General features: G+C 65.6%; 31 protein-coding genes and 2 pseudogenes. 8 read left to right on the top strand and 25 right to left on the bottom strand.

Translation table 11 applies throughout. From position 1 onward, the window contains the following. Window positions 1–23: 23 nt before the first annotated feature. Window positions 24–260, top strand: a complete 237-nt coding sequence (locus GZ67_RS20555; RefSeq protein ID WP_136025880.1) for a hypothetical protein — start codon at window positions 24–26, stop codon at window positions 258–260. 7 nt (window positions 261–267) lie between these two features. On the opposite strand, the gene GZ67_RS0109170 is transcribed toward GZ67_RS20555, so the two are convergent. The 16 genes and pseudogenes from GZ67_RS0109170 to GZ67_RS0109085 form a co-directional block, all read right to left on the bottom strand. After that, window positions 268–600, bottom strand: a complete 333-nt coding sequence (locus GZ67_RS0109170) for a hypothetical protein (RefSeq protein WP_029263495.1) — start codon at window positions 598–600, stop codon at window positions 268–270. A gap of 646 nt (window positions 601–1,246) precedes the next feature. Further along, window positions 1,247–1,384 carry a hypothetical protein gene (locus GZ67_RS20550; RefSeq protein ID WP_156027147.1) on the bottom strand — a complete coding sequence of 46 codons (138 nt, stop codon included), beginning with the start codon at window positions 1,382–1,384 and terminating at the stop codon, window positions 1,247–1,249. 96 nt (window positions 1,385–1,480) lie between these two features. Continuing rightward, window positions 1,481–1,570 (bottom strand): annotated as a pseudogene (locus GZ67_RS21215) (zinc finger domain-containing protein); the annotation flags it as partial. A gap of 25 nt (window positions 1,571–1,595) precedes the next feature. After that, window positions 1,596–3,617, bottom strand: a complete 2,022-nt coding sequence (locus tag GZ67_RS20135; protein WP_051662446.1) for a bifunctional DNA primase/polymerase — start codon at window positions 3,615–3,617, stop codon at window positions 1,596–1,598. A 289-nt stretch (window positions 3,618–3,906) separates the two neighbouring features. Then, entirely contained in the window at window positions 3,907–4,203 is a 297-nt protein-coding gene (locus tag GZ67_RS21210) for a helix-turn-helix domain-containing protein (RefSeq protein WP_168380849.1), read from the bottom strand. 494 nt (window positions 4,204–4,697) lie between these two features. Further along, the gene (locus GZ67_RS20545) at window positions 4,698–4,853 is read right to left on the bottom strand and encodes a hypothetical protein (RefSeq protein WP_156027149.1); all 156 of its coding nucleotides are present in this window, start codon (window positions 4,851–4,853) and stop codon (window positions 4,698–4,700) included. A gap of 8 nt (window positions 4,854–4,861) precedes the next feature. Next, window positions 4,862–5,266 carry a hypothetical protein gene (locus GZ67_RS0109135; protein WP_136025882.1) on the bottom strand — a complete coding sequence of 135 codons (405 nt, stop codon included), beginning with the start codon at window positions 5,264–5,266 and terminating at the stop codon, window positions 4,862–4,864. Window positions 5,267–5,454: 188 nt separating this feature from the next. Beyond that, window positions 5,455–5,877 (bottom strand): hypothetical protein, encoded by a 423-nt coding sequence (locus GZ67_RS0109130; protein ID WP_029263499.1) that lies wholly within the window; start codon window positions 5,875–5,877, stop codon window positions 5,455–5,457. Window positions 5,878–6,014: 137 nt separating this feature from the next. After that, window positions 6,015–7,163 carry a hypothetical protein gene (locus GZ67_RS0109125; protein ID WP_029263500.1) on the bottom strand — a complete coding sequence of 383 codons (1,149 nt, stop codon included), beginning with the start codon at window positions 7,161–7,163 and terminating at the stop codon, window positions 6,015–6,017. 190 nt (window positions 7,164–7,353) lie between these two features. Continuing rightward, window positions 7,354–8,277 (bottom strand): annotated as a pseudogene (locus GZ67_RS20405) (YifB family Mg chelatase-like AAA ATPase); the annotation flags it as partial. Then, window positions 8,274–8,636 (bottom strand): YraN family protein, encoded by a 363-nt coding sequence (locus GZ67_RS0109110; protein WP_029263503.1) that lies wholly within the window; start codon window positions 8,634–8,636, stop codon window positions 8,274–8,276. The pseudogene GZ67_RS20405 and the gene GZ67_RS0109110, both read right to left, overlap by 4 nt. 128 nt (window positions 8,637–8,764) lie before the next feature. Next, window positions 8,765–9,091, bottom strand: a complete 327-nt coding sequence (locus tag GZ67_RS0109105; RefSeq protein WP_017204525.1) for a DUF2469 family protein — start codon at window positions 9,089–9,091, stop codon at window positions 8,765–8,767. A 63-nt stretch (window positions 9,092–9,154) separates the two neighbouring features. After that, the gene (locus GZ67_RS0109100) at window positions 9,155–9,814 is read right to left on the bottom strand and encodes a ribonuclease HII (protein WP_029263504.1); all 660 of its coding nucleotides are present in this window, start codon (window positions 9,812–9,814) and stop codon (window positions 9,155–9,157) included. Next, complete coding sequence (gene lepB / locus GZ67_RS0109095; RefSeq protein WP_029263505.1) at window positions 9,811–10,533, bottom strand: signal peptidase I; 723 nt, start codon at window positions 10,531–10,533, stop codon at window positions 9,811–9,813. The genes GZ67_RS0109100 and lepB overlap by 4 nt, the downstream gene beginning before the upstream one ends. Before the next feature lie 118 nt (window positions 10,534–10,651). Next, a complete protein-coding gene (gene rplS / locus GZ67_RS0109090; RefSeq protein ID WP_017830722.1) occupies window positions 10,652–10,999 on the bottom strand; it encodes a 50S ribosomal protein L19 in 348 nt (115 codons plus the stop codon). A 169-nt stretch (window positions 11,000–11,168) separates the two neighbouring features. Next, the gene (locus tag GZ67_RS0109085; protein WP_029263506.1) at window positions 11,169–11,657 is read right to left on the bottom strand and encodes a hypothetical protein; all 489 of its coding nucleotides are present in this window, start codon (window positions 11,655–11,657) and stop codon (window positions 11,169–11,171) included. A 109-nt stretch (window positions 11,658–11,766) separates the two neighbouring features. On the opposite strand from GZ67_RS0109085, the gene map reads away from it, so the two are divergent. Then, window positions 11,767–12,549 carry a type I methionyl aminopeptidase gene (gene map / locus GZ67_RS0109080; protein ID WP_029263507.1) on the top strand — a complete coding sequence of 261 codons (783 nt, stop codon included), beginning with the start codon at window positions 11,767–11,769 and terminating at the stop codon, window positions 12,547–12,549. A gap of 46 nt (window positions 12,550–12,595) precedes the next feature. After that, on the top strand, window positions 12,596–13,189 hold the full coding sequence (locus GZ67_RS0109075) for a histidine phosphatase family protein (RefSeq protein ID WP_231481751.1): 594 nt from the start codon (window positions 12,596–12,598) through the stop codon (window positions 13,187–13,189). 35 nt (window positions 13,190–13,224) lie between these two features. Here the strand turns inward: GZ67_RS0109075 and trmD are convergent, their stop codons facing one another. The 4 genes from trmD to rpsP are packed head-to-tail and all read right to left on the bottom strand — an operon-like array spanning window position 13,225 to window position 15,239. Beyond that, window positions 13,225–13,947: a tRNA (guanosine(37)-N1)-methyltransferase TrmD gene (gene trmD / locus GZ67_RS0109070; RefSeq protein ID WP_029263509.1), complete on the bottom strand. Its 723-nt coding sequence runs from the start codon at window positions 13,945–13,947 to the stop codon at window positions 13,225–13,227. 19 nt (window positions 13,948–13,966) lie between these two features. Then, entirely contained in the window at window positions 13,967–14,584 is a 618-nt protein-coding gene (rimM, locus tag GZ67_RS0109065; RefSeq protein WP_051662444.1) for a ribosome maturation factor RimM, read from the bottom strand. Beyond that, complete coding sequence (locus tag GZ67_RS0109060) at window positions 14,568–14,798, bottom strand: RNA-binding protein (protein ID WP_017830729.1); 231 nt, start codon at window positions 14,796–14,798, stop codon at window positions 14,568–14,570. The genes rimM and GZ67_RS0109060 overlap by 17 nt, the downstream gene beginning before the upstream one ends. A gap of 6 nt (window positions 14,799–14,804) precedes the next feature. After that, the gene (rpsP, locus tag GZ67_RS0109055; protein ID WP_029263511.1) at window positions 14,805–15,239 is read right to left on the bottom strand and encodes a 30S ribosomal protein S16; all 435 of its coding nucleotides are present in this window, start codon (window positions 15,237–15,239) and stop codon (window positions 14,805–14,807) included. A gap of 210 nt (window positions 15,240–15,449) precedes the next feature. Between rpsP and GZ67_RS0109050 the strand changes: the two genes are divergently transcribed. Further along, window positions 15,450–16,601, top strand: a complete 1,152-nt coding sequence (locus GZ67_RS0109050) for a glutamate--cysteine ligase (RefSeq protein ID WP_029263512.1) — start codon at window positions 15,450–15,452, stop codon at window positions 16,599–16,601. Between the two features lie 24 nt (window positions 16,602–16,625). On the opposite strand, the gene GZ67_RS0109045 is transcribed toward GZ67_RS0109050, so the two are convergent. Then, a complete protein-coding gene (locus tag GZ67_RS0109045) occupies window positions 16,626–17,597 on the bottom strand; it encodes a sugar-binding transcriptional regulator (protein WP_029263513.1) in 972 nt (323 codons plus the stop codon). 103 nt (window positions 17,598–17,700) lie between these two features. On the opposite strand from GZ67_RS0109045, the gene GZ67_RS0109040 reads away from it, so the two are divergent. The 3 genes from GZ67_RS0109040 (at window position 17,701) to glpK (ending at window position 21,810) form a co-directional block, all read left to right on the top strand. Continuing rightward, window positions 17,701–19,410, top strand: coding sequence for a glycerol-3-phosphate dehydrogenase/oxidase (locus GZ67_RS0109040; protein WP_029263514.1), 1,710 nt, complete (start codon window positions 17,701–17,703; stop codon window positions 19,408–19,410). Between the two features lie 91 nt (window positions 19,411–19,501). Continuing rightward, on the top strand, window positions 19,502–20,257 hold the full coding sequence (locus tag GZ67_RS0109035; protein ID WP_029263515.1) for an MIP/aquaporin family protein: 756 nt from the start codon (window positions 19,502–19,504) through the stop codon (window positions 20,255–20,257). Window positions 20,258–20,295: 38 nt separating this feature from the next. Continuing rightward, window positions 20,296–21,810 (top strand): glycerol kinase GlpK, encoded by a 1,515-nt coding sequence (gene glpK, locus GZ67_RS0109030; protein WP_029263516.1) that lies wholly within the window; start codon window positions 20,296–20,298, stop codon window positions 21,808–21,810. 7 nt (window positions 21,811–21,817) lie between these two features. Here the strand turns inward: glpK and GZ67_RS0109025 are convergent, their stop codons facing one another. Then, window positions 21,818–22,744: a LysR family transcriptional regulator gene (locus GZ67_RS0109025; protein ID WP_029263517.1), complete on the bottom strand. Its 927-nt coding sequence runs from the start codon at window positions 22,742–22,744 to the stop codon at window positions 21,818–21,820. Between the two features lie 78 nt (window positions 22,745–22,822). Here GZ67_RS0109025 and GZ67_RS0109020 point away from each other — a divergent pair, with 78 nt between their 5' ends. Beyond that, window positions 22,823–23,740, top strand: coding sequence for an EamA family transporter (locus GZ67_RS0109020; RefSeq protein WP_029263518.1), 918 nt, complete (start codon window positions 22,823–22,825; stop codon window positions 23,738–23,740). 7 nt (window positions 23,741–23,747) lie between these two features. Here GZ67_RS0109020 and ffh read toward each other — a convergent pair whose 3' ends face one another. Genes ffh through GZ67_RS0109005 form a run of 3 tightly spaced genes read right to left on the bottom strand, consistent with a single transcriptional unit; the run spans window position 23,748 to window position 26,459 of the window. Then, window positions 23,748–25,307: a signal recognition particle protein gene (ffh, locus tag GZ67_RS0109015; protein ID WP_029263519.1), complete on the bottom strand. Its 1,560-nt coding sequence runs from the start codon at window positions 25,305–25,307 to the stop codon at window positions 23,748–23,750. A 13-nt stretch (window positions 25,308–25,320) separates the two neighbouring features. Then, complete coding sequence (locus GZ67_RS0109010; protein WP_051662443.1) at window positions 25,321–25,827, bottom strand: RNA polymerase sigma factor; 507 nt, start codon at window positions 25,825–25,827, stop codon at window positions 25,321–25,323. After that, window positions 25,824–26,459, bottom strand: a complete 636-nt coding sequence (locus tag GZ67_RS0109005; RefSeq protein WP_029263521.1) for a hypothetical protein — start codon at window positions 26,457–26,459, stop codon at window positions 25,824–25,826. The genes GZ67_RS0109010 and GZ67_RS0109005 overlap by 4 nt, the downstream gene beginning before the upstream one ends. Window positions 26,460–26,496 lie beyond the last annotated feature (37 nt).

Raw genomic sequence — 26,496 nt, 5'->3', positions numbered from 1 at the left:
TGACCGCCGTGTAGGTTGTGAGCGTGCTCCTATGGATCTCGATCATCCTGGCCTTTGTCAGCGCGGTTTGCGTTGGAATCGCGGCGGTCTTCTCGCACAAGCAGCGTCTGACTGTGGATCCCGGCAAGCCGGGCTTCGTCAACTTCCATGCCGACGAGAAGGGCAAGGTCAGTTGGGTAACCGTATGGACCCTCGGAGCCGCGGGCAGTGCTGCAATCTCGGCAGGCTGCTCAGCCGCAGCCCAACTCATCGGTGCCTGATCGCTCGTCACGCTGACTGACCTTCCTTGAGGCAGTACACATCACCCTCAACGTGGTGCAGCACCGCACCGGTTCGAGGGTGGACCGCCGTGTACAGGTAGTCGCCCTCCTCGAAGTCCACTGACCAGCCGCACTCCATCAGCGCAGCGGCAAGGGTGTCGTCCGCACCGCCGGGAAAGAAGGCGTCTCCGCTGCTGGGTGGCTCAAACCGATCAAGGATGAGCTTCACACCGGCGAAGGTGGTGGGCTGCTCGGCACGGATGGTGGCAAGGGTGTGGTCGTACATGCGCCAATAGGCGTCGAGGCCATTGGTGCGAGTGAATGGGTCGGCTGAAGCCACGAGCGTCTTCCTTCTTTGTGGTCGCGATTCGAAGTTATCTTCGATAGTTGACAATTTCGATATTCGACCACGCATGACCCTGCGTCAACTATTCGAGCGGTTAGTTGTATGACCGTCCTCGCGAATGCGATCTAGGGCGCGACAAAAGGCAAGGTGATATCGCGCCTCGACAATGACAGGGCGTCGCGCCACGCGATCACGTGCGGCCCAGGACGGCACAAGGAGGCTCGGTCTGTCACCTCGAAATCGAACTGTTTGTCCGGGCGAGCAAGTCAATCCCCACCCTCGGGGCCCTCAGTAGCTTCTTCCCTAGGTCGGCTTCCTCTATACGGTGAGCTGCCGTGGGCTCCTCGCCGGAGCTACCTACGGTCCAGAGCACCCACCATGCGCAGTCTTACTGCGCGAGGATCACCACCGAAAATCATTCGCCCTATATCTAAGGGATACAGGGGCGATGATTCTCGCTCCGGGCGTTTTGATTCTCGAATGATTCTCGGTAGTGATTCTCGGTCAAATGGTTGAAATGTCGCGCCTAAATGACCGCCTCAGCGCCCATAAACGAAACCGAGGATCATCCCTTTTTGGGGATGATCCTCGGTCGATGATTCTAGGGACGATTCTCGCTATTGATTCTCGGTAGCGAGACTCAGGCTCGGTCCGCGATATCTACCCATAGCCAGCCGTCAGGCGTTTCCTTCGCGAGGCCGTCCTGGCGTAGAGCGTCGAGCTGGCGTTGCATTGCCTTCTCGTCGACACCGGTCGACTGATAGACCAGCCAGTCCACCGGGAGCGCCCGCCCAGACGTCATCAGCCAATTGCGAGCGCAGTGCTTGCCGTAATGGTGGGAGTACGTTCCGTGGAACAGGCGATCACCGCGCGTGAGGTGGTACGCGCCGCCCCTTCGAAGATTCCCGCGCTTGTCGCATGGCTCACCCTCAGCAGCCTTGCACGTCGGACACGGAATCCGCATGTGGCGGGCCTCCAGGCTGACCAACTCAGGAGTCTTGGGTGCTTGCACTTGCCCGTCCATTGGCTTCCTCTCGCTCGGCAGCCCGATAGGTCGCAGGGGTGCCCGTTGCACGATCGTACGGTGACGCTTCCTCGATTCGACCCGACTCGCGGAGAGTCTTGACGTACCGGTTCACCGAAGGTTGGGCGAGGCCCGTCGCTTGCACCACATCGAGCGAACTGACGACCCCTCCCCCGGCGCTTCCCCTCTGAATCACAGCGAACACCTGCTCGACCCTCGTCTCGGACTGCGATGCCCCGCTCCCGAGCTGGACAACCACAGTTCTCCCGTGCTCCTGGTCGTGCATCGCGGTGATTGGTTCGAGCATGTTGATGATCGCCTTTAGGTGCGTGTAGGTCACGACGTTCTCACCCTGCTTGCCCTGAATGTGAAGGATCGAGTCCATGCCTGACGTCAACCACACCGAGCCGTAGATGTTGTCGAGCGACGGCTGACGGTTCGAGCGCGACTCGTCGTTACCCGTCTTGCGCTCGTGGTGGAGCACCAGAGTGCTCATGCCTCGGGCACGACATTCCTTCCAGGCCATGTCGAGCGCCTGACCGACCTCGCCGTTAGACAGATTGGCCGGCGTGAGGTCCTTCACACTGTCGATGACGAGATCCCCAATGTTCGTTCCGAACGTGTCTTCCAGCCAGTCAGCGAACGCGTAGGGCTCCCCGAGAATGTCGATGGGCACGGGCTTGGTCCAGATACTCAAGCGCGCACCGGCGATGGCACGCTCGCCCGGGGTCACGAACAGCCGAGCCATGCTCCGGGCGATCTGGCGCGGTCGATCGAGCGCGAGGTACACGATGCTCTTGCCCTCGGCGAGGCGACTGACTCTGTGGCCAAGCAGGATGCCGGGTCCAATACCTAACCTGCCCGCGATGAGCTGCTGCGCTGTGAGCGACTTCCCCAAGCCCTGGTCGGACGGAATCATCAGGCCTCCACCCTCAGCCCAAAAGAGGTCGTCCCCCTCGCCCCAAATGGGCACGTCCACCGCAACGTCCCCGAACATGAACGCTTCGCCGTCCAGAGCCGCAGAATCCCCGTACCTTGCCGTACGTTCCTCTCGCAGAACCCGCGCTGCAAAGGTTCGCACCTTCGCAGCCTTCACCGCCCTCTCAATCGCCTCGACCATCTCCGGGTCAAGTTCACCCAAGAAGTCGTAGAGCTCACCTTCTGGCGCGGAGAACGGAACGCGGCTCACATCGATGAGGTCCGCGTGATCCTGCTCAAACGCCGATTGCACCTTCCTGAGCGCATCAGCCTCGGGGAAAGGAGGTGTGCAGTTCGCTGCGGCTTGGACGACGATCTGCGTGACCACCTCACGGTCATCGTCGAGGCGACGACGCAAGTCGCAAGCGAGCCTGAAGAGGTAGTCATCTCGACCGCCTTCGGCGACACCCGCGGTCCAGGTGGACGGAGTGGTCCAAGCCACGCCTCCGGTCGCTCCTCTCGATGTCGCCATCTCAAGCAGTTGTCTCGGAGCGTGGATCAGCGGTTTGTCGTCGAGCACCGAGTAGGTCGATCCGCTGAGGTGATTGGACCCCGGGAGCAAGACGTATCCCCCGTCCGCTCGGACGTCGACCCCAGGTAGCGCGTTGGTTCGGTTGCGCAGGGACTCGGTAGCAACGAAGTACAGGTGCCAGCCACCCCCGCCCGTAGCGACTGTGAACGTCAGCGGGATCGAGCCGTGCTCATCTGTCCACTGACGCATACTCTCCGCTCCCGAGAGGTTTACCTTTTGATCTACGTCGAGCACCCAGACGCCGGAACCGATGCCGGTAGCCAGTGCCCAATTCGCGTCCGGATAGATGCGGTTCCACTGCTTGATCTGGTCGACGTCGCCTGACGCGCCCTTGACGCCATTATGCGTTCGAGGATGCTTGCCGGGGCTGTCACATTCGTCGTTTCCACACGAGCAGCGTCCCTGGACGATGGAGTGGCACGGGAAGATCCTCCAACCGCGCTCGGCGTAGGAGTTGAGTTCGCTCAGAGGGATCACCGGGTGACCTCCAGACCGAGCCCGAGAACGACGCCGACGAGCCAGATCAAGGTCACAAGCCGGTGCAGGAGAGCCCAAGGAAACACCCGATCAGGGGGTGTATTATGGAAATCGACAATACGAAGCCTGCTCCGGCCCTCGGATGTCGCGGGGTCACCCTTTTTCGGACGGGTGACCCTTTCGCTTTCAGTCAGCATCTTCGCCCTCCCTTGGCAGGGTGAGGGCGACCTCGTCCAGAAACGCGATGACACTGTCGACCACCGAGTGCGGCAGGGCTGAGTATCGCATGTCACTCACCCGCCTCGTGGCGGTCGCGATCTATCTGCGCCTTGACGACGGCGAGTCCGCGGAGCGGGGGCCAGCTATGCCGGTACTCCAAGAGCGCTGGTTCGAGTAGTACTTCGACGGGCATACCGAAGAGCCGCTCCAGAGTAGCGATCTCGTCCGGGGTTGGGTAGAGGCCGCCCTTGCAAAGATTGCTGACTCGCGTCACGCTGCACCCTAGTGCAGCCGCAACCTTCTTGCGAGTCAGATCGTGGAAGGGAATGAACTTGGCGAGCTGCTGTCGCCGGTGTGGGAGTACCACAGGATCACCACCGATTCGGTGTGATCGCTAGAGGTTCTATCCGCCGGACGCTTCGTCTTTCAGAAGGTGTCGGTCACGGAGGTCTGAGCCTCGCCCGCCTAAGTCGATGTGGCCTCGGATCGAGGACAGTGATTCAGTCGCGGTCGCCGTTCGGCTTTGTCGATTGAATCAATAGTAAACACCGGGGGTTCCCTTTGGCGAACCTCCCCCGGAAATCGCCTAGGACGCGCCCATTGGTCGCAGTCGATCGATCACCCGTCTTCGCGCTGTAAGCGCGTCAGTCGCGCTCAGGCGGCTTCTCCGGTGTCAATCCTCGCTGGGATCGACCTGGCTGGTGACGTAGGCCATGGCGCGGTCCCGCGCCGTGAACGTGCGGCACAGGCAGTTACGTTCGGCATGCGGTGAGGCTGGGCACGTTGGCGAGTAGGCCTTGTAGCGCCTACCCGTGAGATTGCCGCGCGTCGGAGCGATGCGCCACCCACCATTCTCGGCGCTCACGCGGCATCGTCCGGGACGCCACCGTACGGGTAAATCATCCGCGCACGGTTCTCGCTCGGAGGATCGACCGGGTTCGGCAACGCGCGGAGCTTTGCTCGCGGCGGTGAAAACTCGGTGGAGTTCTTTCCGTCGTCTTCGATCTGCCGCGGCATGGCGTCTCCTATCGTCGGTAGCCGGGTCGCTCTGGCGGATTCGCAGAGCCAAGGACGATGCCTGCGCGGTTGTTCTCTCCCAGACCCGGGCGAATCTGCGGGAGCGCTGCGCGGGGGTCGTAGTCTTCCTCGACCGAATCGGCGTCCATCACGTCCTCGATGATCGGCTGAGGATAGGACTCGACGGGTCCGGGAGTTGGGCTGGCGACGATGCCAACGTTCGACCCCTCCGGAATCTCGACCACGATCTTCTGGAGCGTGACCTCCCAGTTTGCGGGTCCGTCGACGCTCATGGTCTTGCCGGGGATGAAGCCGGTCCGATCTGCGATGAACTTGATCAGCGAGATGCGCTCGGCAGGAGTGAGCCTGCCCTCCTCTGCCTCGTCCGCGAGCTTGTGGGCGATGTTGATCATCGGGTCCACAAGGTCGTTGAAGCGCTCGCGAGCCTTTCGCTGTACCTGTGGCGCAGACCCACCGTGTCGACGACAAACCGTGCCGCCCTTGATTGCGGGTAGCTTGCAGCGCTGTCCAGAACCTCGGGACGTGGCTTTGCACTGCGGGGTGCGCGGATCGAGGACTCCCTTTGGCATCGTCTTACCTGCTACTCGGAAGCCAGCAGATCACTGAGCGAGAGTTGCGGTTCGGCATCGAGCTCTTCGACCGCGTAGGCGCTGCAGGGCTGGCAAAGGTCAAGCTGCACGATCACGGAACCGGAGTTGACCCAGAAGGGCATGAGGCTGGCCATCGCCGTGTGGCACATGGCGCACGGTACAAGTGGGACCGAGGAATGCGGGAGCGGGCGGTCGTTCTCACGTCGATGAGCCGACGCTGACTGGCCGTCATAGCGCAGCACTGGCACGGCTCCAAGACTGAACAGCTCGGTGTCCCGGTCTTGGCTGAACGCGCGAACCGCGAGGGCTGTCACGCGCGTCCATAGACGGCGATTACGTTCAAGTGGCACCAACTGCTCGGCGTCGCGGTACTCCGCATCGAGTTGATCCTTGAAGGCGATGTCGATTTCCATGGCTTATTCCGTTTCTCGTCGCTGTGTCGCTGATGGTCGGTGCCGCCGCGCCAGCGACAGCGCGGCGGCACCGGGTCTGTTTCCTGCCTCGTGAGCGATTTGTACACAGCTACGAACGGAGGTCAGGAACAGGCCTGTTATGCGACCCAGGTGGGGTTCTGGTAGGAACCGCTGGCCTTGATCTGCACGACGGCTGCGGCAGAGCGGTGACGGACACCGACTCCGAAGCCGTGCTCGTAGGTCGCGTCCACGAGCGGGTAACGCTCGTAGGTCGGGAGCAGTCGCAGCCCCCGGCTGTCAGCCGAGGGGTGCTCGCGGAACCACAGCGGGTTTCGAGAGTTCCGCGGACCGGCAGTTGCGACGGCGATCACGTACCCGGCGGGGATGAAGTGGTTCTTCGTGATCCACGCATCACCGTAGGACCCTTCGATGGCAACGCCGTTGAACTGCGCGGGCGCCTTGTCGCCGACGATCGTCACGTCGGTGAGGTACGCCGGGGCACTGACCGAGGGGATGAAGTCGTACGGGTCCTTGCCGGGATTCGCCTCGTCGCGACGGAATCCGGTGATCACGTCGGCTTCGATCGGGTTGGCGAAGATGACGATCTGCTCGTTGGACGAACGAAGGCCATGCCCGTGCTCCTGAATCGTGTCGATCAGGCTCTTGAGGTCGCCGCCATCGACGGTCGCCGCACCGGAGACGAGGTAGTGCGTGTGCGAGTCGGTGAAGGTCTTCCCGGCGTAGGACGGAGGGACCTCGCCGGCAGTGCCGTCCCAGAGGTCGTAGATCGTGACGCCGTTCTCGTTCACCGGTCGAGCGCCTGCCGTTCGGTTCGTCAGGGCGCTCATCGTGTTTGCGAACACGAGGCGGTTGTCGGCTTCGAGGACTCCTGCGTGCTGAGCGCGGATCTGCTCGGCGGTCGCGTCACGGAGGAATCGACGGGTGTATCGCACGCCAGCGTCGAACCATTCGAGCGGGAAGCCCATGCGAAGCTGCTCCGGGGTGACGCGGCTCGCCGTCGGAACACCGAACTCCGAAGACTTCTCCATGGTGACGGTGCTACCGCCGTTGGGCAGGAGAGCGAACGACTCGGAAGTGTTCGACGCGAAGAGGTTCGCGATGACGTTGCGGGTCTCGTTCCACGCTGCCAGGTCGTCGACGAACTCGTTCCAGAGTCTGTTGAGGTTTACACCGTCGGCGGTGCGGGTGAGGATGTCGGACTGAGTGGAGATACCCCGGTCAGCGCCGACGATGTCGCGGAGAGATCCGCGGTTAAAGCTGGACATACCAGCCCTCCTATCGTGTCGGTTTCGAACGCTGGACCACGGGTCCTGCGGAAACCTGACCTACGGAGGGAAAGCTAGGCTCTGACCCTCGACGCCGACAGGCGGGCAACTCTGTCTCTGACAGGTGTTGTCGCGACGATTGTAATCGACGTGGGTACCAATGTCGCTTCGAGATATATTCAGGTTTTTTCGACTCGTCGAGGAACAGCACGCCGCAGTGGGCCCGCACGATAGCTCCGGGCCGAGCAGCGCGCGACCCACCGCCGACCAACGCTGCGACGGACGCACTGTGGTGCGGGGCTTCCAGTGGCGGTGTGCGGCCGAGCGTCACGACCCGATCCCCGTTGAGCGAGAGTATGGAGGCGACCTCGAGTGCCTCCTGGTCCCCGAGCGGCGGCATGATTCCGGGGAGTCGTCGGGCGAGCATCGTCTTGCCTGCGCCCGGAGGCCCGCTCAGCAGCAGATGATGTCCACCTGCAGCGGCGACGATGAGCGCCTCGATCGCGTCTTCCTGGCCGACGACGTCGGACAGATCCAGATCTGACGGTGCGTCGACCGACGCCGACGCCATGTCGACGGTCTCGACCTCGGGCGCTTCGACATCGGCACCGTGCCACACCGCGACTTCGGCGAGAGAAGTGGCAGCACGGACATGGACTCCGGGGACCAGTCTCGCCTCTGCTTCGTTGGCGTGAGGAACGATCACCCTTTCGAACCCGGCACGTGCAGCAGCGAACACGGCAGGGAGCACACCCGGGACAGGGCGGATCCTACCGTCGAGCCCGAGTTCTCCGACATGTACGGTCGCTGCGATCGAGCGCGGTTCGATCGAGCCGCCGGCAGCCAGAGCAGCCACGGCGATTCCGAGGTCGAACCCTGCTCCGTGCTTGGGAAGGCTGGCTGGCGACAGGTTGACCGTGAGGCGGCGCCGAGGTAGGTCGAGCCCGGCATTTTTGCAAGCATTGTGCACCCGTTGCACCGCCTCCGCGAGCGACTTGTCGGGTAGACCGATGATCCGGAACTCGGGCGTCTGGTTCGACAGGTCGGCTTCGACTTCGACGAGATGACCATCGACCCCGCTCAGTGCGACAGCCCACGTGCGGGCCGTACTCATGCGATGTCCACGAGATGCTCGAGCGACCCCAGGAACGGGTCCGGCCCGATGATCCCGATTGCCTCGAGCCTCACGGTGCGCCCACGAGCCACCTCGGGATGAGCGGCGAGCCACGCCTGCGCGAGTTGCCAGAGCCGGCGGCGCTTTCGTTGATCGACCGCCTCGAACGTGTGCCCGAATGCTGCCGTGCGTCTCGTCTTCACCTCGATCATCGCCAGCTGATCGCCTACCGCGGCGACAATGTCGATCTCCCCTTGCGAACACCGCCAGTTCCTGTCGAGCACGGTGTATCCGCTGCCTATCAGGTGCTGCGCCGCGCGCTCTTCCCCGGCTCGGCCGAGGTCGTCTTTTGCTGCCATGCCCTCAGCATCGCGGTCAGACTCGTAGCCTGAGAGGTGCCCTCACGCCCTGGCGCTGAAGTGGGGATTACTCAGGGATTCCGCATGGTGTGGAGGACCAGCATCAAGGTCGGCAGTGGCGACGAAGGTCACTCCCCGTCGAGCGAGAGCTCCTGCGGGAGTTCGAACTCCCGACGCTGGAGCTCCTCGACATTCACGTCCTTGAACGTGAGCACGCGCACGGCCTTCACGAAGCGATCCGCTCGGTAGATGTCCCACACCCACACATCGCTCATCGAGATCTCGAAATAGAAATCGTGTTCGGTGTCGCGGCGGACGACGTTGACCTCGTTCGCGAGGTAGAAGCGGCGTTCGGTCTCGACGACGTACTGGAACTGCGACACCACATCCCGGTACTCCCGGAACAGTGCCAGCTCGAGCTCGCGGTCGTAGTCGTCGAAGGCTTCCTCATCCATGATGACTCCATCCTAGAGTCGCGGCGCACGAGGCGCGGCATCGCCGGCCGATGCAGGTCTGGATCAGAACAGGGTCGGGGCGTCGGCGATGGCCCACGACGCACGGTGGAAAGGAGACAGCCCGTTGCGCCGGATGGCCTCGCGGTGTTCGGGGCTCGCGTAGCCCTTGTTGCGATTCCACTGATACGCAGGATGGCTCTCGTGAAGTTCGGCCATGTACAGGTCGCGGGCCACCTTCGCGATCACGGAGGCCGCAGACACGGAGGCGCAGTCGCGGTCGGCTTTGATGACGGGTCGCACGCGCAGCGGCGACGAATGCACTCGGGAGACGTAATCGTGGTTCCCGTCGAGCAGAACGAGCGCCTCGTCCATCGAAGCCCCCTGCGCAGCGATCGCCGACACGGCGCGCGATGCGGCGAGTCCGAGGGCCCGCATGATGCCGACCTGATCGACTTCTTCGGCGCTCGCCCAGCCGACGGCAGAGGCCTGCACCCACGCGGCTGCGCGTGCCGCGACATCGGGCCGACGCTTCTCCGTCACGAGCTTGGAATCACGCAGACCATCCGGCACGCGACGTCGCACGCCTGCCGCATCCATCATCGCGGCGCCGACGGCGACGGGACCGGCGAGTGCGCCTCGACCCACCTCATCCAGCGCGATGATCACGCCGCACTCCCCCAGGAGTTTGCGTTCCAGGGTCAGCTTCGGGGTGATCACGGTCATTCGGGGTCCGGAACTCCGTTGAAAGTGTCGTGGTGGCCGTCGATCGGTCCCATGCGATCCAGAGGCCAGGTCGTCAGGAAGGCCTTGCCGACGATGTTCTCCATCGGGACGAAGCCCCCGCTGGGGAGGTCCTGATGTGCGCGCGCGTCGCGCGATCGATCGCGATTGTCGCCCAGCAGCCAGACCGAGTCATCGGGAACGACCACGTCGAACGGCTCGTTCGAGGCGGCCGTGTCGCCCTCGGGGAGGTTCAGGTAGCTGAGTTCGTCGATCGGGGCGCCGTTGATCGTGATCTGGCCGAGTGCGTTGCAGCACACGACATGATCGCCGGGCAAACCGATCACGCGCTTCACGAGGTGGTCCTGCGAGTCCGTCGCGGAGATGCCGACGAAGTTGAGGACCCAGTCGACCGCCTGAACGAGCGGAGGCTGAGCGGGCGTCTGCGGCTGTGGATCGAGCCAGCCGCCCGGATCCTTGAAGACGACGACATCGCCACGTGCATAGTCGGTCCACCGAGGGGTCAGCTCGTCGACGAGAATCCGATCCTTCACAAGAAGGGTGCGCTCCATCGAGGCCGACGGAATGTAGAACGACCTCACGACGAAGCTCTTGACCACGAAGGACACGAGGGCGGCGATCACGATGATCACCAGCACGTCGCGGAGGAAGACCAGGAACCCGCGTCGTCTGGAAGTGCGCGCGGCCGGCGAATCAGTCATCAGGATCCTTCTCGAGTCATACACCGCTCTGGCGCGACGGTATCAAGGTTCGCACACCGGGGACAGAACACAGCACCCCAGGACATCGTGTCCTGGGGTGCTGTGGAGAACCTGCGACTCAGCGGTCGCGCTTCTCCTTGATCTTGGCCTTCTTGCCACGGAGCTGGCGGAGGTAGTAGAGCTTCGCGCGACGCACGTCACCGCGGGTGACGACCTCGATGTGGTCGATCACCGGGGAGTGCACCGGGAAGGTACGCTCGACGCCCACCTGGAAGCTGATCTTGCGGACCGTGAAGGTCTCGCGCACGCTGTCGCCCTGACGGCCGATGACGACACCCTGGAAGACCTGGATACGAGAGCGGCTGCCCTCGGTGATGTTGACGTGAACCTTGACGGTGTCACCGGGGAAGAAGTCCGGGATGTCCGAACGAAGGGAAGCCGCGTCGACGGCGTCGAGGATCTGCATGATCATCTCTCTCTGCACCCGCCACAGGTCGCATGCATGTATTCAAAGGAACAAGAAGGGAGTGAGCTGTACGGAACGGTGAACGTCCGCGGGCTCCCCTGTGGCAGAGCCGGTCACAGCACAAACACCCATTCTGCCATGGATGCCGCGACCGGCCAAAACGATGACCTCAGTCGCGACCGTCGGTCTCCCGCACCACGATGATCTCGTGTGCTCGTGTCGGAGGGGCCGGTTCGTCGACGGTCGGGATCGTGGACCAGGTGATGGTCTCGCGCAGTCGGGTCCCGCTCCCCTTCGCCTCGTTCCACAGCTGCCACAGCTGCAACCAGATCAGGGCGATGCCGGCGACGATCGCGCCGGTCAGCAACCATGGGAAAGCCCCGTCGATGAAGAAGCCGACGGCGATGGTGAGCCCGTTCCAGATCGTGAAACCGACGACGTCCCACCACGACACGGCCCGCTCGATGCGAACGGACGGGCGCGAGCGCGTCAGGAGCGTGAGCAGGAGCTGCCCGACGAAGACGGACGGCATCGCGATGAGCAGCACCCAGAGGATGGACCAGCCGCCCTGGAAGACCCCCCAGCCGATCAGCAGCCAGAGCGGCAGGAGGAACGCCGCCGGGAGAAGCCAGCGGAAGAAGGCCTGTCGCAACCACATGCTCAGATCGTACGACGACGCCCGCCCCTGTGGCCCGGTGTTCGCTGAGAGCGGTCGGGGAACCGGCCGCGCCGGATCAGGGAGAATGGAGACGACGAGAGGAAACCCGATGATCGAACTGCGCACCCCTGCCGAGATCGATGAGATGCGCGCCGCAGGACGTTTCGTGGCCGAGACGCTGGCCACCCTGCGCGACGAGACGAAGGTCGGGACGAATCTCCTCTCGATCGATCGCCGCGCACATGACATGATCCGCAAGGCCGGGGCAGAGTCCTGCTACATCGACTATCACCCCTCGTTCGGAGCGAGTCCGTTCGGCAAGGTGATCTGCACCTCGGTCAACGACGCCGTGCTGCACGGCCTCCCCCATGACTACACACTGCGCGACGGCGACCTCGTCACCCTCGACTTCGCAGTGTCGGTCGACGGTTGGGTCGCCGACTCGGCGGTGTCGTTCGTCGTCGGCGCGGCTCGTGAAGAAGACCTTCGACTCATCGATACCACCGAACGCGCCCTGACCGCCGCGATCGACTCCGCAACGGTCGGAAACCGCATCGGCGACATCTCCGCGGCCGTCGCCGCCATCGCACACGGCGAGGGCTACTCGATCAACACCGACTTCGGTGGGCACGGAGTCGGACGCACGATGCACGGGGACCCGCACGTGCCGAACGACGGCCGCGCCGGCCGGGGCTTTCCCCTGAGGGCCGGCCTGGTCCTCGCACTCGAGCCCTGGCTCCTCGCGACGACAGACGAGCTGGTGACCGACCCCGACGGATGGACCCTGCGCAGCGCTGACGGTTCACGCGGCGCCCACTCCGAGCACACCATCGCGATCACGGAAGACGGCCCCATCATCCTGACCGACCGATCGTTCCTCGGCGTGGACTGACCCGCGCCACGAGCCGAAACGCGAGGGCGTATGCCATCCTGAGTCCATGATTCCGCAGGATCGCCATGTGCCGGAGCGTCTTCTCCTCGCTCGGCATGGTCAGACCGTGTGGAACGTCGAACACCGCTTGCAGGGTCAGCTCGACTCGCCCCTCACCGACGAAGGCATCGCCCAAGCCCGCGCGATCGCCTCCCGCCTCGGTGACGCCGGCGTGCTCACCGTGTGCTCCAGCCCGCTCGGTAGAGCCATGCAGACCGCGGTCATCATCGCTGACCGGCTCGGGGCCGAGGTCATTGAGGTGCCGGAACTCGCCGATCTCGATCACGGTGCGCTGGCGGGTATGACTTGGGACGAGATCGACGCGGCGTATCCGATGGCCAGAGAGGAGCGCGCCGCCAATCGCTACGGATGGGCATTCCCCGGCGGTGAGAGTTACGCGCAAGCCCGTTCCCGAGCGCGAAAGGCCCTCAGCAGCTGCGGATGGGCGTCCGAGGGGACACCGCTGCTCGTGAGCCACGAGATGATCGGACGGATGCTGCGTGCCGAGCTACGACGTCTCGATGCGTCGAACGCGCTCGGACTGAGACATCCGCACGGCGTGGTCTTCGAGATCGATGGCACCTCGGAGCGGATGCTCTGACAGGCGCATCCGAGCGGATTCGGCGTCGATCCCGGTCAGGACTGCGAGGTCTCGTCGTCCGGGAGGAGATCAGGGCGACGCAGCCTGGTGCGCTCGAACTGCTGCTCGCGGCGCCAGGTGGCGATCGCCCCGTGGTTGCCGCTCAGCAGGATGTCCGGCACCGACCGCTCGCGCCACGAAGCGGGCTTCGTGTACGACGGGTACTCCAGGAGACCGTCCTCATGCGACTCCTCGACAAGACTCTCCGGGTTGCCGACGACACCGGGGATGAGCCTCCCGATCGCCTCGATCATCGCCATCGTGGCGACCTCTCCCCCGTTGAGGACGTAGTCCCCGAGACTGATGAGGCGCACCTCGCCGAGGTCGGAGGCGTACTCGAAGACGCGTTCATCGATGCCCTCGTAACGCCCGCAGCCGAAGACGAGGTGCTCATGGGTGGCCAGCGCCCGTGCGGTCTTCTGCGTGAAGACCTCACCGGCAGGTGACGGGAAGATGATGGTCGGCCGCTCGGCATCCGCCGCCGTTTTCGAACGAGCGGTGACCTCATCGAGAGCAAGACCCCATGGCTCCGGCTTCATGACCATGCCGGCGCCACCACCGTAGGGGGTGTCGTCGACCGTGTTGTGACGATCGGACGTCCAGTCGCGGAGGTCATGCACGCGAAGGTCGATGATGCCGGCGTGCTGCGCCTTCCCGAGGAGGGAGAGCGTCAGGCCGTCGAAGTAGGACGGAAAGATGGAGAGGACGTCGATGCGCACGGGGGAACCGTATCAGCGGTCACTCAGGGGCTTCGGCGTCCGAGCCCGACGGCTGCTCGGCATCCGCGGCGTCGGGGAGCTCCTCGAAGAGTCCGGGCGGCGGCGTCACGATCAGACGACCGGCCGAGACGTCGACGGTGGGGACGATGGCGGCCACGAAGGGCACCATGACCTCGGTGTCGCCGGACTTCACGATGAGCAGATCCTGCGCCGGGAAGTGCTCGACGCGGATGACCCGGCCGATGATCGCATCGTCGCGAACGACGTCGAGCCCCACGAGCTGGTGATCGAACCAGGCGTCGTCCTCGACCTCATCGACGTCCTGATCGATCCAGAGGATCGCCTTGACGAGGCTCTCGGCGGCTTCTCGGTCATCGACATCTTCGAAGAAGACAACCGGATTCCCGTTCATCAAGCGGTATTCGCGAACGGTGATGTCCTTGCCGTGCCACGGCGATGCCTCGGGCACCTGCACCGTGAAGCCGGCACCGGGGGTGAAACGACCCGCCGGGTTGTCGGTGTACAGCTCGAGCTTGAGGCCGCCTTTGAGACCGTGCGCCTTCACGAGACGCCCGACGCGCAGCTGATTCTTGCCCTGGTTGCGGTCCTTCGGCACCACGTCAGTCGTCCGCGACATCGACGCGGACCCGACGCCCGTCAGCGAGCGCGCTGACGAGGGTGCGAAGGGCCTTGGCTGTGCGGCCGCCGCGCCCGATCACGCGTCCACGGTCATCGGGGTGCACGCGCACCTCGAGGAGGTCGCCTCGCGGCGATGTGGATTCATTGATGCGGACATCTTCCGGGTGATCGACGATCCCCTTGACGATGTGTTCGAGCGCGGCGGCGAGCACGGCGGATTACTCTGCGTCGGCGGCGGGGGCCTCAGCGGCCTCCGCGTCGGCCGCGGCGGGAGCCTCCTCAGCGGGGGCCTCCACCTTCTTCTCGGCCTTGGGCTTGACGACGGACTTCTTGGATGCGTCGATCTCGAAGGGAGCCTTGGGCTCCTTCACCTTGAGGGTGGACTTCGCGTCGGCGTCGCCCTTGAACTTGCCCCAGTCGCCCGTGATCTTGAGGATGGCGGCGACCTGCTCGGTCGGCTGCGCGCCGACGGAGAGCCAGTACTGCGCACGCTCGGAGTCGACCTCGATGAACGAGGGCTCCTCGGTGGGGTGGTACTTGCCGATCTCCTCGATCACGCGACCATCGCGCTTGGTCTTCGAGTCGGCGACGACGATGCGGTAGTACGGCGCACGGATCTTGCCCAGGCGCTTGAGACGAATCTTGACAGCCACGATTCTCCTGAATTGTGTGGAAGGAAACGAACTGATCGCCTGGAGAGTGGGGTGCACACCCGGCGGAAGCTCAAATGAGTGTGGACACCTGCTGGATAGAGGGTCGAGCAGGTCGTCCGACCCTCTATTCTGCCAGATCCTCGCGCCCGGCGCGAAACGTGGCGCAACGGCCGTTGTCGTGTCGCGTCGCCCGCGTGTCAGACTGTGCGGGTGAAACTCGAGTTCGCCTCTTCCGCCCGATCCACCGTCGGCCTCGAATGGGAGATCATGCTCGCGGATCCCGTGAGCGGTGACCTCGTCGGACGCGCCCCGGAACTGCTGGCGGCGCTCGAAGCCGAGAGCGAGGATGAGCGCCACACCGTCACCGGCGAGCTGCTCACGAACACGATCGAAGTCACGAGCGGGATCGGCGATTCCGTGGCGCATGCAGTCGACGACATCGCGAACGCCATCACGGCCGTGCGCACCGCGACGGACCCGGCCGGCATCGAACTGCTGTCGGCGGGCAGTCACCCGTTCGCACAGTGGTTCGATCAGGAGGTCACCGACAAGTCGCGGTATCACACCCTCATCGAGCGCACCCAGTGGTGGGGTCGCAACATGATGATCTGGGGGATCCACGTGCACATCGGGGTGGAGGACCAGCGCAAGGTCTTCCCCATCATCAACGCGCTCTCGGCATACCTCCCTCATCTGCAGGCCCTGTCGGCGTCGAGTCCGTTCTGGGCGGGCGAGCGCACCGGCTACGCCTCGAACCGCGCGCTGGTGTTCCAACAGCTTCCGACGGCCGGACTCCCCTGGCCGCTACGCGACTGGGCACAATACGAGTCGTATCTCGACGACATGGTCCGCACCGGCGTGATGGCGGACGCCACGGAGGTGCGCTGGGACATCCGTCCCGCTCCGCGATGGGGAACCATCGAGGTGCGAGCCTGCGACGGTCTGTCGACGCTGCCGGAGCTCGCGTCGGTCGCGGCGCTCGTGCAAGTGCTCGTCGAGCACTTCTCCCGTCAGCTCGACGAAGGAGGGACCCTTCCCGAGCTCCCCGCGTGGTTCCACCGGGAGAACAAATGGCGCGCGGCGCGGTACGGTCTCGACGCACGCGTCATCGTCGATGCCGCCGGAACGCAGCGTCCCGTGCGTGAACACCTCGCCGAAGTGCTGGAAGAGCTCGCACCCGTGGCCGTGGAGCTCGGCTGCGTCCGGGAGTTCGGCAACAACGCCGTCACTCTCGAGAACGGGGCCAGTTACGAGCGTCAGCTCGTGATCGCGAATGCCACCGCCGGAGATCTCACCGCCGTCGTGCAGCACCTCATCCGCGAGTTCCGCTCCGGACCCGAGGCGTCGACAGAAGGCGCGTAGCCACGACCTCTGTCGGCGGTCGACTCAGTCCTCGACGAGGCGCCGGGCGAGTCCTTCATCCAGGACGACGTCGGTGATGAGCCCTGCGGAGAGGGCGGCCCGGAGGCTGACCAGCTTCGGGACGCCCGACACGACGCATATCCGACGAGGAACGCGGCGCAGGCGGTCGAGTCCCGGTCCGGTCGCCCGGGCGTTCACGCGGATATCCCGCCAGGATCCGTCGGATCGGAAGAACACCGTGGCGACGTCGCCGATCGCGTGGTCCTCGCGCAGGCTGCGGTAGTCGTCGCGTCCGAGATATCCGCCGACGTACACGCGACTCGGAACCTCGGCAGCCGGAGACCCCAGGCTGAAGACCGCGACGTCCATCTTCGCCTGCAGATCGAGCACTCGACGGGTGCTGCGCTCGCGCCACATCGCCTCACGGGTGGCGGGATCGTCGAAGAACGCGGGCACGGGGAACTGCTGCACCTGCGCACCGAAGGCGCTGCCGAACCGCTGCAGGATGTCGCTGGAGTACTCCACGCCTGTGGTCTGGGTGTTGCCGGCCCCGTTGAGCTGGACGAAGGTCGTGTTGTGCGTCTCCTTCTGCGTGAGGCCGCGGCTCACCGCACTGATCGTCGAGCCCCAGGCCACACCGATGATCATGTTGGAGTCGACGAACTGGGACAGCAGGCGGCCGGCCGTGAGCGCGACGCGCTCGAGACGTTCCACCTCGCTGAGGATCTCGGGCATGGGAACGACGTGTGCGGCCACCCGGTGCCGGTCGCGGATGCGCTGTTCGAGCATGCCGAGCCGCTCCAGCGGCGAGTTGATGCGGATGTCGACGAGGCCGCTCTCCCGCGCGAAGCTCAAGAGGCGTGAGACCGAGGAACGGGAGGTACCGAGCTCCTGCGCGATCACCTCCATCGTCTTGTCCTGCATGTAGTAGAGCTGCGCGGCCGTGAGCGCCGCGATCAGCTTGCTATCGCGGGTTTCCGCGCTCTGACCGGCCATCGTGACCTCCTCACCCTCGATCCTTGCACATATGTGCAGTGGGCTTGCGCGGGATGCCACACAGGTCGATGCTGGTTGGCAAGTAAGGAAGAGAGGGTCGACGATGATCGATTCCACACACTCGTCAGCGGAGCGCGCAGAGGTTCGCGCCGTCCGCGAATCCGGACGCACCAAGGTGCTCGTCATCGGTGGCGGGATCAACGGCATCTCCACGTTCCGCGACCTGGCGCTCCAAGGTGTCGATGTCGTGCTCGTCGAGCGCGGCGACTTCGCATCGGGCGCATCCGCAGCGTCGAGCCACATGATCCACGGCGGGATCCGCTATCTCGAGAACGGCGAATTCCGGCTCGTGCGCGAGTCCGTCGAGGAGCGCAACGGACTGCTCAAGATAGCCCCTCACTACGTGAAGCCGCTGCAGACGACCATCCCGATCTACTCCACCTTCTCCGGCATCCTGTCCGCTCCCCTGCGATTCCTGACGCACAAGAGCGGCAAGCCCCAGGAACGCGGCGCGTTCCTGATCAAGGTCGGCCTGACGATCTACGACACGTTCTCGCGTGACGGCGGAATGGTGCCCCGACACCGCTTCCTCGGTCGGAAGAAGTCGCTCGCCGAACTGCCGTCGCTCGACCCGAACATCAAGTACACGGCGACCTACTACGACGCGTCGATGCACGACCCCGAGCGTCTCGCGCTCGACGTGCTCCAGGACGGTCGCGCAGCACACCCCGAAGCACACGCGCTCAACTACGTCGAGGCGATCGCGCGCGAGGGCGATGAGGTGGTCCTCCGCGATCGCGAGAGCGGCACCGAATTCCGCGTTCACGCCGATGTCGTGGTCAACGCGTCCGGCCCCTGGACGGACCTCACGAACGACGCGCTCGGCGAGGACACCCGGTTCATGGGCGGAACCAAGGGCTCGCACATCGTGCTCGACCACCCCGAACTGCTGGAGGCGACGCAGGGCCGGGAGATCTTCTTCGAGCATTCCGACGGCCGCATCGTCCTCATCTACCCGCTCAAGGGGCGAGTGCTCGTCGGCACCACCGACATCGACGCCGACCCGCGCGAGGTCCCGGTGTGCACGGAGGAAGAGGTCGACTACTTCTTCGAACTGATCCACCACGTCTTCCCGACGATTCCGGTCTCCCGCGATCAGATCGTCTACAAGTTCTCCGGTATCCGTCCGCTGCCGCGTCACGAGGACACCGCCCCCGGGTTCGTGTCACGCGACTACCGCATCGAAGTCGATGAGAAGGGTGCCGTCCCGCTCGTCAGCCTCGTCGGCGGCAAGTGGACCACGTTCCGCGCGCTCGGCGAGTCGCTCTCCGACACCGTGCTAAGCCTGATCGACCGCACCAGGACAGTCTCCACCGCCGGACGCGCGATCGGCGGCGGCCGCGAGTTCCCGCGCACCGAGAAGGCACGCCGCATCTGGGTCCAGGAGAACCTCCCCGGCGCCGGGGCACGTGCCGACCAGCTGCTCGCGAGATACGGAACCCGCGCGGCGGACGTGTGGGCGTACGTCGAGCAGGGACCGGACTCCCCCCTTGCCGGCGGCGACCTCTCCACCCGCGAACTCGAGTGGATGGTGCAGAACGAGATGGTGGCGCGCCTCGAGGACATCGTGCTCCGCCGCACCAGCATCGCCTTCACCGGGAACGCGAACGCCGAGGTGCTCGATGAGATCGCCGACGCGCTCGCTCCGATGCTCGGCTGGGACCGCGCGCGCCACGACGCCGAACTCGACCAGACCCGCCAATTGCTGAACGAACGACACGGACTCGATATCCGCTCCCGCACCCGCGGCTGACAGGACTTCGGACTGCCGCCCTCCTCGCGGTGCAACCCCATAAAGTGTCGGGGCAGAGGGGCCTCGACACACAAGAAAGGTCAAAGAAGACATGGCTGATGTGAATCTCGGTCTCTACTTCCTCTCGGAGTTGGTCGGTACAGCGATGCTGGTCCTCCTCGGTTGTGGTGTGGTCGCCAACGTGGCCCTTGCGAAGAACAAGGGCTTCGGCGGCGGCTTCCTGATGGTCAACTGGGGATGGGGCCTCGCGGTCTTCGCCGGTGTGCTCGTCTCCGCGTACTCCGGTGCGATCCTCAACCCCGCAGTCGGCATCGGCCTCATGGTCGCCGGCAAGATCAGCGTCGTGATGTTCCTCACCGCCACGGCGGCGGAACTCGTCGGCGCCATCCTCGGTGCGATCGTCGTCTGGCTCGCCTACAAGCAGCACTTCGATGAGGAGCCGGAGGCCGCCAACAAGCTCGGCGTCTTCTCGACCGGCCCCGCCATCCGCTCGTACGGGTGGAACCTCGTCACCGAGATCATCGGCACCTTCGTGCTCGTGTTCGGCATCTTCGCGTTCGCCGACTACGGCGACATCGAGGTCGGCGTGCCCGGAGGCCTCGGGCCGCTCACCGCGCTGCCGGTGGCGCTGCTCGTGGTCGGAATCGGCGCGTCGCTCGGTGGTCCGACCGGCTACGCGATCAACCCCGCCCGTGACCTCGGTCCGCGCATCGCCCACGCGATCCTGCCGATCAAGGGCAAGGGTGCCAGCGACTGGTCCTACTCGTGGGTCCCCGTCGTCGGCCCCCTCATCGGTGGTGTGATCGCCGCCCTTGCTGCACCCGTGCTGCTCGGCCTCGCCGCCTGACGCACACCCCATCGCACTGAATTCAAAGGAGAGCACAAGTGGCTGACTACATCATCGCCATCGACCAGGGAACGACGTCGAGTCGCGCGATCATCTTCGACAAGAAGGGCAGCATCGTCGCGACCGGCCAGAAGGAGCACGAACAGATCCTTCCGAAGGCCGGTTGGGTCGAGCACGACGCGGCCGAGATCTGGCGCAACGTGCAGGAGGTCATCGGGCTGGCCCTCGGGCGGGCCGATCTGACGCGTCACGACATCGCCGCCGTCGGCATCACGAACCAGCGCGAGACCGCTGTCGTGTGGGATAAGAAGACCGGAAAGCCTGCCTACAACGCGATCGTCTGGCAGGACACACGCACGCAGGACATCGTCGACCGCCTGGCAGCTGACGGCGGAGTCGAGCGGTTCAAGCCGGTCGTCGGCCTGCCGCTGGCGACGTACTTCTCCGGCACCAAGATCGCCTGGATCCTCGAGAACGTCGAGGGCGCGCGCGAGAAGGCGGAGGCGGGCGACCTGATCTTCGGCACCACCGACAGTTGGGTCCTCTGGAACCTCACCGGTGGAGCCGATGGCGGCGTGCACGTCACGGACGTCACCAATGCCTCCCGCACGATGTTCATGGACCTCGAGACGCTCGAGTGGCGCGACGACATCCTCGAGGCGTTCGGCGTGCCGCGCTCGATGATGCCGGAGATCCGCTCCTCCTCCGAGGTGTACGGCACCGCCGAGAGCTCGTCGCTGCTGCGCGAGACGCCGATCGCCGGCATCCTGGGCGACCAGCAGGCCGCGACGTTCGGACAGGCCGCCTTCCAGACCGGCGAGAGCAAGAACACCTATGGCACGGGCTGCTTCCTGATCTTCAACACGGGCGAGGAGATCGTCCACTCGAAGAACGGGCTGCTGACCACTGTCGGGTACAAGCTCGGCGACGGACCGACCCACTACGCGCTGGAGGGTTCCATCGCTGTCACGGGATCGCTCATCCAGTGGCTGCGCGACCAGCTCGGCATCATCTCCTCGGCCCCCGAGGTCGAGAAGTTGGCCGAGCAGGTCGAGGACAACGGCGGCGTGTACATCGTCCCGGCCTTCTCGGGTCTGTTCGCACCGTACTGGCGCTCGGACGCCCGCGGCGTGATCGTGGGCCTCACCCGCTACGCCAACAAGAACCACATCGCGCGCGCTGCGCTGGAGGCCGTGGCCTTCCAGACTCGCGACGTGCTCGATGCGGTCAACGCCGACGCCGGAGTGGACCTGACCGAGCTCAAGGTCGATGGCGGCATGGTCGCCAACGATGCGCTCATGCAGTTCCAGGCCGACGTGCTCGGCGTGCCGGTGGTGCGCCCGGTCGTCGCAGAGACGACGGCACTCGGCGCAGCGTACGCAGCCGGCCTCGCCGTCGGATTCTGGAACGGCTTGGATGACCTGTCCGCGAACTGGCAGGAAGACAAGCGCTGGCAGCCCTCCATGGAGGACGCGGAGCGCGACCGTCAGCTGCGCCTGTGGCGCAAGGCCGTCACCAAGTCGATGGACTGGGTCGACGACGACGTGAAGTGACCTGACGTCACAGGACAGCGGGTCCGGAGTGCTCCTCCGGGCCCGCTTTCGCGTTCCCGGGAACGACGTCGTCAATGACGGCGAGGAAGGCCTTCGCCACATTCCGTGGTGCCGCGAGGTCCCACGCCAGGTGCTCCACGCGTACGGGACCGTCGCGGACCTCGGCGGTCGCGACATCTGCCGCAGATCGTTCGATCGTCCCCGGTGCGAGCAGAGTCACCGCCAGCCCGGCGGCGACCAGACCGAGGAGGAGGGTGGCGGAGTCCGCCTCGAAGGCGACATCCCGCGACAGTTCCGCGGATGCGAAGGCGGCATCGCTCTGCGCGCGCCCCGAGGTGCCCGCCGGGAAGTCGGCGAACGTCGCACCGGCGAGGTCGTGCAACGTCACCACACCGGTCTCGGACAGCTCGTGCCCACGAGGGAGCGCCGCCATCAGCCGGTCCCGCGACAGGACGCGCGAAGCCACACCCAGCGGCTGAGTCCCTTCGCGGAGACCGAGAAGGGCGACATCGAGGTCGCCGCGACGCAGGCGCGTCATCAGCACGTCGCTGTTCCCCACCTGCAGCTCGACTCGCGCGAGCGGATGCGCGGCCCGGTACGCGACCAGCACCTCCGGGATGTCGACGGCGGTCACCGTCGGGATGACGCCGATCCGGAGCGTGCCGGTCACCACGCCCACCGCTGCGGCTACGCTCTCCCGCGCCTGCTCTGCCGCCCGGAGCGCCGTCCGCGCGTGCTCCAGGAACGCCTCCCCCGCCTCGCTCAGTCGGACGCTGCGACTCGATCTCACGAACAGTCGCTGACCGAGCTCACGCTCGAGAGCGGCGATCTGATGACTCAACGCGGACTGCGTGACGAAGCAGCGTTCGGCGGCCTGAGTGAAGCTGGAGGTCTCCGCTACCTCGACGACGTATCGGAGCTGCTGGAGTTCCATTCGTTCATGATGACACTTCATGGATAACGTGACAAACATGCGTTGGACTCATGTCAGCGCGGGGAGCACGCTGGAACCATGAACCGCCTGATGCTCGTGCTGCTGACCGCACTCGCCCCCATCGCCTGGGGAACGACGTACCTCGTCACCACCGAGCTGCTTCCGCCGGGCCATCCACTCTTCGCCGGCCTGCTTCGCGCCCTCCCGGCCGGGCTGCTGGCCGTGCTCATCAGCCGACGACTGCCCCACGGGTCGTGGTGGTGGAAGTCCTTCGTGCTCGGCGCACTCAACATCGGCGCATTCTTCCCCCTCCTGTTCCTGGCGGCCGAGCGGCTTCCCGGCGGAGTCGCCGCTGCTGTTGCGGGAGCTCAACCGCTCATCGTGCTGATGCTCGGCGCCCTCGTCCTGCAGGAGAGGATCAGACCCCTCACCGCAGCGGCGGCAGTCATCGGAGCCGGCGGCGTGGCGCTCGTCGTCCTGGGGCCGGCCGCGGAACTCGACTTCTGGGGCGTGCTGGCCGCGATCGGAGGCGTCACCGCCACCGGAGCAGGGATGATCCTCACCAAGCGCTGGGGGCGACCTGAGGGGGTCGGCCCGATCGCGTACGCCGGATGGCAGCTGTCGGCTGGCGGATTGCTGCTGCTCCCGCTCACACTCGCGGTCGAGGGCGTGCCCGCCGCGATCGACGGTGGAGCCGCGCTCGGCTATCTCTGGCTCGGCACCGCCGGCGGGATCGTCGCGTACACCCTGTGGTTCCGCGGCGTCCAGCAACTCCCGGTGATCGCGCCGGGCCTGCTCGCACTGCTCTCCCCCATCGTCGCGACGATCCTGGGGGTGCTGGTCGCGCGCGAGCGGTTCACCGGTGTCCAAGCGATCGGCCTCGTCCTGACGATCGGCGCGCTCGTCCTGGGACAGATCGTCGCCCGGCGGCCAACCGCAGACATCGGGAGATCGCGGGAGACCTCATCCGCCGCCGCCCTGGCCGCTCCGCGCTGAGCGCGGTTCAGCCCTTGCCGAACAGCTTCTGGATCTCGGCGAGGTCGGCCTCGCTCGGCGCTTGGCCTGCGGCACCACCGAGGCCGAAGCCCGAACCGGTCGGCGTCGAGGTCGCGGTGATTCCGGCGTTCTCCGCCGCGCGCTTGGCGGGGTTCCCCGAGCGGGATCCCTTCGACGACTTGCCCTTCTTGCCCCGCTTCGACGACGCGCCGGGGCGCCCCATTCCGGGGACAGCACCCATACCGGGAATGTTCGGCGTGCCGCCGCGGGCCACGGTCTTCATCATCTTCGCGGCCTGCTCGAAGCGCTGCACCAGCTGATTCACGTCCGTGACGGTCATGCCGGAACCACGCGCGATGCGCAGACGACGCGAGCCGTTGAGCACCTTGGGGTTGCGACGCTCCCCCGGGGTCATCGAGCGGATGATGGCCTCGGTGCGGTCGATCTCACGCTCGTCGAAGTCTTCGAGCTGCTGCTTCATCTGACCCATGCCCGGGAGCATCCCGAGCATCTTCTTCATCGAACCCATCTTCTTCATCTGCTGAAGCTGGTCGAGGAAGTCCTCGAGGGTGAAGGCCTCGGTCGCGAGCTTCTCGGCCATCTTCATGGCCTCTTCCTCATCGAAGGCCTGCTGGGCCTGCTCGATGAGGGTCAGGATGTCGCCGAGGTCGAGGATGCGGCTCGCCATGCGGTCGGGGTGGAACGGCTCGAGGTCTTCGAGACGCTCTCCTGTGGAGGCGAAGATGATCGGACGACCGGTGACCGAGGCCACCGACAGCGCCGCCCCACCGCGGGCATCGCCGTCGAGCTTGGACAGGACGACGCCGGTGAAGTCGACACCCTCCTGGAACGCCTTCGCCGTGTTGACGGCATCCTGACCGATCATCGCGTCGATGACGAACAGGACCTCATCGGGGTCGACGGCCTTGCGGATGTCGGCGGCCTGCTTCATGAGCTCGGCATCGACGCCGAGACGACCCGCGGTGTCGATGATCACGACGTCGTGCTGCTGACGACGCGCGTACTCGACGCCCTCGCGCGAGACCTTCACGGGATCGCCGACGCCGTTGCCGGGCTCGGGCGCGTAGACCGCGGCACCTGCCTGTTCGGCCACCACCTGCAGCTGGTTGACGGCGTTCGGTCGCTGGAGGTCGGCGGCAACCAGGAGAGGCGTGTGCCCCTCCCCCTCGAGCTGCTTCGCGAGCTTGCCCGCGAAGGTCGTCTTACCGGAACCCTGCAGGCCCGCGAGCATGATGACGGTCGGTGCGGTCTTCGCGAACTGCAGACGCCGCTGCTCGCCACCGAGGATCTGCACGAGTTCCTCGTTGACGATCTGGACGACCTGCTGCGCGGGGTTCAGCGCCTTGTTGACCTCGTCGCCGAGGGCGCGTTCGCGCACCTTCGCGGTGAACTCCTTGACGACGACGAGTGCGACGTCGGCGTCGAGCAGTGCGCGGCGGATCTCGCGCACGGTGCCGTCGACGTCGGCAGCAGTGAGCTTTCCCTTCGTGCGCAGATTGCGGAAGGTCTCGGTGAGTCGATCGGAGAGCGTGCCAAAGGTAGCCATGGTGCTGTCGATTCTACGCGAGTGGAGCCTCCACGCTCAGCGCGGCGCGGAGCTCGACCTTCGCCCTCTGGTAGCGCCCCCGCGCCGTGGAGGCAGGAATGCCCAGCAGCTCCGCCGCATCCGTCAGCGAGAAGCCGTCCCAGTGCACCAGACGGACGAGTTCGGACAGGTCGGGGCCCAACCGTGCGATGGCGTCGCGGACCTCGCTGCCGGTATCGGCCGGTGCCGTGGAGAGCTCCTCTGCGGCGTGAGAGCGGATGCGGTCGGCCAGTGCCCACCGCCGCCGCTCCCCTCGCGCATGGTTGAGCAGCGTTCCACGCGCGACGCCGAAGAGCCACATGCGTGCGCGCTCCGGGTCGGTCGGAAGCTGACGAACCCGTCGCCACGCGACGACCATGGTCTCCCCCAGGAGATCTGCGGCGTCGTCGGGGCCGACTCGGCGAGACAGGTAGGCGAGCAGGTCCGAAGCACTCGCCTCGAAGACCACGATGAGCGCCGCATCCTCCGGGTGCCGGCTCACGGAGTGCCACCCTCGCCGCCCCAGTCCTCGTCCTCGCAGTGCAGCTGGCTGTGCGCGTCCGAGCCCGCCAGGTCGCCGCGTCCAGTGTCGAAGCCATTCGCCTTCAGCTCCTCATACAGCGCCATGGAGAGGGCCTGGTCGTGCGCTCGCCACGCGTTCAGGTCAGGCGCCCGCGGATCGGAGATCTCCTCCGCGGAGCCGGCCATGTCGGCCTCGACGGCGGCGAGGTACTCCGCCACATACGGTTCCGCGGCCGCCTCGACGTCCGTGTTCGCGAACCACTCGTCGATGATCCGATCGACCTGTGTCTGCGTGAGCGGGTTGTGCGTATCCCATCCGCTGTACCGGATCTCACACTCACCCCAGGTGGGCGACGTGTAGGAGTAGCTGCGGTCGGGGTTCTCCAGCCCCGGACTCCAGAGCCAATCCGACGACGCGGTCGCGATGCCGGCACCGCCGGCGAGAAGAAGCCCCAGCGCTCCGCTCAGCACCACGGTGCGACGCTTCTTCCGTGGTGACTGCACGACGGTCTTCGCCTCGGCGAGCATCGCCCGCAGTTCCGCCGATTCGATCGTCGCGCGCGGTGCCGGCGCCGATGACGCCAGCAACTCGTCCAAATGGTCTCGAATCATGAGTTCCTCCTCGGGGGTGGGTTCACTCATGACCTGT

It is taken from the genome of Microbacterium sp. Cr-K20 (assembly GCF_000708325.1).
Lineage (GTDB): Bacteria > Actinomycetota > Actinomycetes > Actinomycetales > Microbacteriaceae > Microbacterium.
Note: the sequence above shows the minus strand (reverse complement) of the source record. Positions and strands in the feature narration are given on the sequence as shown.

Excerpts from the sequence above, each read along its gene's own strand:
- GZ67_RS20545 (WP_156027149.1), bottom strand. The coding sequence starts at position 4,853 with ATGCCGCGGCAGATCGAAGACGACGGAAAGAACTCCACCGAGTTTTCA.
- GZ67_RS0109135 (WP_136025882.1), bottom strand. The coding sequence starts at position 5,266 with ATGATCAACATCGCCCACAAGCTCGCGGACGAGGCAGAGGAGGGCAGG.
- GZ67_RS0109130 (WP_029263499.1), bottom strand. The coding sequence starts at position 5,877 with ATGGAAATCGACATCGCCTTCAAGGATCAACTCGATGCGGAGTACCGC.
- GZ67_RS0109125 (WP_029263500.1), bottom strand. The coding sequence starts at position 7,163 with ATGTCCAGCTTTAACCGCGGATCTCTCCGCGACATCGTCGGCGCTGAC.
- GZ67_RS0109110 (WP_029263503.1), bottom strand. The coding sequence starts at position 8,636 with ATGGCAGCAAAAGACGACCTCGGCCGAGCCGGGGAAGAGCGCGCGGCG.
- GZ67_RS0109105 (WP_017204525.1), bottom strand. The coding sequence starts at position 9,091 with ATGGATGAGGAAGCCTTCGACGACTACGACCGCGAGCTCGAGCTGGCA.
- GZ67_RS0109100 (WP_029263504.1), bottom strand. The coding sequence starts at position 9,814 with ATGACCGTGATCACCCCGAAGCTGACCCTGGAACGCAAACTCCTGGGG.
- lepB (WP_029263505.1), bottom strand. The coding sequence starts at position 10,533 with ATGACTGATTCGCCGGCCGCGCGCACTTCCAGACGACGCGGGTTCCTG.
- rplS (WP_017830722.1), bottom strand. The coding sequence starts at position 10,999 with ATGCAGATCCTCGACGCCGTCGACGCGGCTTCCCTTCGTTCGGACATC.
- GZ67_RS0109085 (WP_029263506.1), bottom strand. The coding sequence starts at position 11,657 with ATGTGGTTGCGACAGGCCTTCTTCCGCTGGCTTCTCCCGGCGGCGTTC.
- map (WP_029263507.1), top strand. The coding sequence starts at position 11,767 with ATGATCGAACTGCGCACCCCTGCCGAGATCGATGAGATGCGCGCCGCA.
- GZ67_RS0109075 (WP_231481751.1), top strand. The coding sequence starts at position 12,596 with ATGATTCCGCAGGATCGCCATGTGCCGGAGCGTCTTCTCCTCGCTCGG.
- rimM (WP_051662444.1), bottom strand. The coding sequence starts at position 14,584 with ATGTCGCGGACGACTGACGTGGTGCCGAAGGACCGCAACCAGGGCAAG.
- GZ67_RS0109045 (WP_029263513.1), bottom strand. The coding sequence starts at position 17,597 with ATGGCCGGTCAGAGCGCGGAAACCCGCGATAGCAAGCTGATCGCGGCG.
- GZ67_RS0109040 (WP_029263514.1), top strand. The coding sequence starts at position 17,701 with ATGATCGATTCCACACACTCGTCAGCGGAGCGCGCAGAGGTTCGCGCC.
- GZ67_RS0109035 (WP_029263515.1), top strand. The coding sequence starts at position 19,502 with ATGGCTGATGTGAATCTCGGTCTCTACTTCCTCTCGGAGTTGGTCGGT.
- GZ67_RS0109025 (WP_029263517.1), bottom strand. The coding sequence starts at position 22,744 with ATGGAACTCCAGCAGCTCCGATACGTCGTCGAGGTAGCGGAGACCTCC.
- GZ67_RS0109020 (WP_029263518.1), top strand. The coding sequence starts at position 22,823 with ATGAACCGCCTGATGCTCGTGCTGCTGACCGCACTCGCCCCCATCGCC.
- ffh (WP_029263519.1), bottom strand. The coding sequence starts at position 25,307 with ATGGCTACCTTTGGCACGCTCTCCGATCGACTCACCGAGACCTTCCGC.
- GZ67_RS0109005 (WP_029263521.1), bottom strand. The coding sequence starts at position 26,459 with ATGATTCGAGACCATTTGGACGAGTTGCTGGCGTCATCGGCGCCGGCA.